The 3,690-nt window shown below is 41.0% G+C and carries 4 protein-coding genes; all 4 read left to right on the forward strand.

The genetic code is table 11. The annotated features are described in order from the left end of the window. Positions 1 to 123: 123 nt before the first annotated feature. The 4 genes from EI164_RS15120 (at position 124) to EI164_RS15135 (ending at position 3,640) form a co-directional block, all read left to right on the forward strand. The gene (locus EI164_RS15120; RefSeq protein ID WP_192520762.1) at positions 124 to 2,226 is read left to right on the forward strand and encodes a DUF2345 domain-containing protein; all 2,103 of its coding nucleotides are present in this window, start codon (positions 124 to 126) and stop codon (positions 2,224 to 2,226) included. Continuing rightward, positions 2,226 to 3,065 carry a hypothetical protein gene (locus tag EI164_RS15125; RefSeq protein WP_192520764.1) on the forward strand — a complete coding sequence of 280 codons (840 nt, stop codon included), beginning with the start codon at positions 2,226 to 2,228 and terminating at the stop codon, positions 3,063 to 3,065. The genes EI164_RS15120 and EI164_RS15125 overlap by 1 nt, the downstream gene beginning before the upstream one ends. A 13-nt stretch (positions 3,066 to 3,078) precedes the next feature. Then, on the forward strand, positions 3,079 to 3,387 hold the full coding sequence (locus tag EI164_RS15130) for a hypothetical protein (RefSeq protein ID WP_192520773.1): 309 nt from the start codon (positions 3,079 to 3,081) through the stop codon (positions 3,385 to 3,387). A gap of 82 nt (positions 3,388 to 3,469) precedes the next feature. Next, positions 3,470 to 3,640, forward strand: coding sequence for an RHS repeat protein (locus EI164_RS15135; RefSeq protein WP_192520774.1), 171 nt, complete (start codon positions 3,470 to 3,472; stop codon positions 3,638 to 3,640). Positions 3,641 to 3,690 lie beyond the last annotated feature (50 nt).

Below are 3,690 nucleotides of genomic sequence, written 5' to 3' on the forward strand. Positions count from 1 at the left end.
ACGCTACTTTAACAAAAACCTCTTATCAGGTGTCCTAAATTAGTTGACCACTACACCGCCATTCGTCCGCAAGTTGCCCAGCACACTCAGCAGAGCGACCTATATCGTTACGACAACCGCTTGATGAGTACCTATACCGGTAATAGCACCAGTGAGCAACCTATTGACTCGGACAGCCCCAATGTTCACAGTCGTTTCTTACACAGTCATAGCCACCTAAATGACGATGGACTCACTGCGCTTGCCACCCGCTATCAGCAGCACGCAAAGCAGCTTGCCAATCTTGGTAACTTAACAGGCAACATCCGTCATCTGAATTTGCCCAGTAGCCACTATATCGATGGCAACCCTTATCTGACCGATCCGATCAGTCTTGTCTCCATACATCAGCAGATTAACAATCATATACCCGCAGACTGGCTTGGCGCAGTTGCCTTTGATCCTATTACCTTGCAGCCCAATACCAACCATGCTAGTCATGACAATGATGATGACAATAATAACAACAATAACAACAACGTCCATTATGTTAACGCCTGCTACCTACCGTTTCCACATCATCACCATATTCCCTATGGAGAGCAGTTAAGCGAGCTTGGCGAGCCGCATCCGAGTCTGACAGGACTCATGAGTGCCAGCATCATAGACACAGACAGCAGTGCCATCACCCATGACCGTAACCACCGCGCTCATATCAGATATCACTGGCAATCTGATGACAGTAATGGCAGCGATAATAATAGCGACAATAGTCAGGATGATGCTCACTGGATACCCATCGCCAGTCACCTCGTCGCCGATCACATGGGACAGACCCATCCTCTGCGTCATGGACAGCATGTCCTCATCGACTTCATCGGTGGTGACATCACCCATCCCATCATCATCGGCAGCACCCATAACGGACAAGGCAACTCTGATGCTCAGCACAATAGCATCGTCAGTGACTCAGATACCCTTGACGCCACCAGTCCAGCTTGGTTCATTAATCAAAGCCATGCTTACCCCATAGACGGTATCAAAACGCAAAGCATCGACAGCAGTCGTACAGGCGATGCCACCAAAGACAGCGTCACCAATGGCTATAACCAGCTCATGTTTGACGCCCATCCTGAGAGTCCGCAGATCAACGCCTATAGCAGCAGCTATCAGTCCAGCCTAACCATTGGCCATCTCTACCAGCACACCGACCATACCCGTGGACAAGCACGTGGCCAAGGCATCAGTATCGAGACCCAAGCGGCTGCCAATATCCAAGGCAGCACCGGCATTCATATCAGTAGTAGCCAGTCAGACCCCTCATCAAACCCTCACATGAATCATGACAGTCATAGCAAACTACAAACCGCTGACCAACATCAAATAGCCTATCAAAGCCTAGCAGAAACCCATCAACCAGTAGGCATAAATGGCAGCAGTCAAAGTAGTAGCCTAAACAATAACAAGGGAGGAGAGCAACAAACGCCATTTGGTCAATTTAGCAAAGACACCAATGACAGTGCACTAGATGAGGCAGGACAGTGGCAACAAGCCAATCTGCTTATCGACTCTCAACGTCACCTTGCCATGCTCACAGGACAACACAGTCAACATACCAGTACTGAAAACACACATAGCCACGCCACAGGCAGCACCCATCATCACAGCCAAACGCAGATGAATCAGCTAGTAGCAGGGGACATCCATTACTACGCAAACAAAGCCCAAACTCATACCGCCGCTCATGGTGATGTAACGATACAAGCGCATCAGAACGAGATGCGACTCGATAGTGAGCAAGTGCTACGCCTGCATAGCCGAGACAGTATCGAGATTATCGCCCCTGATACGCTGACCCTAAAAGCAGCGGGCAGTGGTATTGAGATATCGGGTGGTAATGTGACGTTTATCACGCCTGCTCAAGTAGGATATAAGGCGAGTAAGGTGGATCGGGGTAGTGGGGGTAGATCAGGTTCTCCTGCTGTACATTTACCAACAGCTAAACTACCTGAAAACTTAGACTACTATTTGCATTATCTTGTCCAAGATCAAGATGGGATTCCTATAGCAAATACCAAATGTTTACTTTTCAAACCTGATGGTTCAACAGAAATACATACTACAGATCTAGAAGGTAAATTAAAGGTATTGGTTGATGACGCGTCTAAAGAATATGAGATACATGTGATTTTCGAAGATGATAGTATTGATGACGGAAATGAAGATGTTATAGAGGTAGAAAAATAATGGCTATTAAATACACTAGTTTAAAACTAACAAGTTCAAAACCAAGAGATTTTACTGGTTATACTTACGATTTAATTATCAGCTTTACACGAAGTTTATATGGCAAACCATCTGTCACACACACTAAGCCAATTGTAACCAATTCAGTATTTAATAAAGATGGCTCTTCATTTATACATAATATAGAGTCGGGAATTATAATAAAATCTCTTAAATATGTTGTAAAGTATGGTGGAAAGGATTTTAAATCTATTAACGGGAATACATCTGAAATTAAAAGGATTGCTATAACTAAATATCCATTAAAAACAACTCTTGGCCTTACTAAAAAGAATGTTACTAATACTCAAGTAGTAGAAATAAAGAAATATAAGGCTGTTTTAGGAATTCACTCTAATACTTCTCCAGAGGCTGGATTCTCAGATGGGCATGCTTGGATTAGTTACACTAATTCTAATACTAAAAATATAACTACTTATGGCTTATGGCCTGACACTCATCCCGATGTTCCCAACAATGGTTCAAAAACTGATGTTCGTATAGGAATGGAAAAAAGTAGTGGTCAATATAATAGATACTATGAATTAACTCCAAATCAAAGAAAGCGTTGGAAAGAATATTCTAACAAAAAAGCTGAATGGAAGTATACTCGTACATGTGCATCTTGGGCTTCTAATGCTATTTATTATGTTGTAAATGAAGATGTTGATGCTGATGATCTATTTGGGTTTGAAACCCCCAGAGAGTTAAGCACTCATATCATTGAATTGGAAAAAAAGAATAAAACTTCACTCTTACGTCCGTATATTTCTAATCAAGACAATAGCAGTAGCTTTTAAGGGATTAATCATAATGAAGAAAAAATTATTTACTATATTATGCGCTTCTATATTTTTAGTATCTTGCCATACAAAACCTGTAATTATAAAATCAGAAGATTTATATACTCAGTTCAATAAATCTCATCAAAATTCAGCTGTATCTTGGTGGTATTTAGGAGATAAGGGTTCTTATTACTATCTAGCTGAAAAAAATCCACTAAAAACTAATTATTATAAAATCAACAAAGAAAATTCTCCTTTCAAATTTGGTTCTAAAAAACTAACTTTTAACAAAGAATTATGGGTAAATATAAAAACTGAAGACTTTGAAGAACTATAATTTTTTAATTGCTATGAGTTAGTAAAATAAAACCTTAGCCAACAGTAGTAGTTTTAAGTTTACATTCGATGACTACGGCAACTTGACCAGTCAGACCGACTGTAGTGGTTATCAAACGCAGTATCTATACGATGATAAGCAGCGTATCGAGCAGATCATTGATGCTGAGGGTAATGGAACCACCTATCATTATGATGATAGTAAACCTTGGCTTGAAGCAATGGTTAAACGAGTTGATTATCCCGATGTGTAGTGGTCAAATATTTTTAGACAGTACTTAAGAGGTTTTTGTTGAAATAAAGC

Origin of the sequence: Psychrobacter sp. FME13 (genome assembly GCF_014861395.1) — a bacterium.
In the GTDB taxonomy this organism is placed as follows: domain Bacteria; phylum Pseudomonadota; class Gammaproteobacteria; order Pseudomonadales; family Moraxellaceae; genus Psychrobacter.

Excerpts from the sequence above, each read along its gene's own strand:
- EI164_RS15120 (WP_192520762.1), top strand. The coding sequence starts at position 124 with ATGAGTACCTATACCGGTAATAGCACCAGTGAGCAACCTATTGACTCG.
- EI164_RS15125 (WP_192520764.1), top strand. The coding sequence starts at position 2,226 with ATGGCTATTAAATACACTAGTTTAAAACTAACAAGTTCAAAACCAAGA.
- EI164_RS15130 (WP_192520773.1), top strand. The coding sequence starts at position 3,079 with ATGAAGAAAAAATTATTTACTATATTATGCGCTTCTATATTTTTAGTA.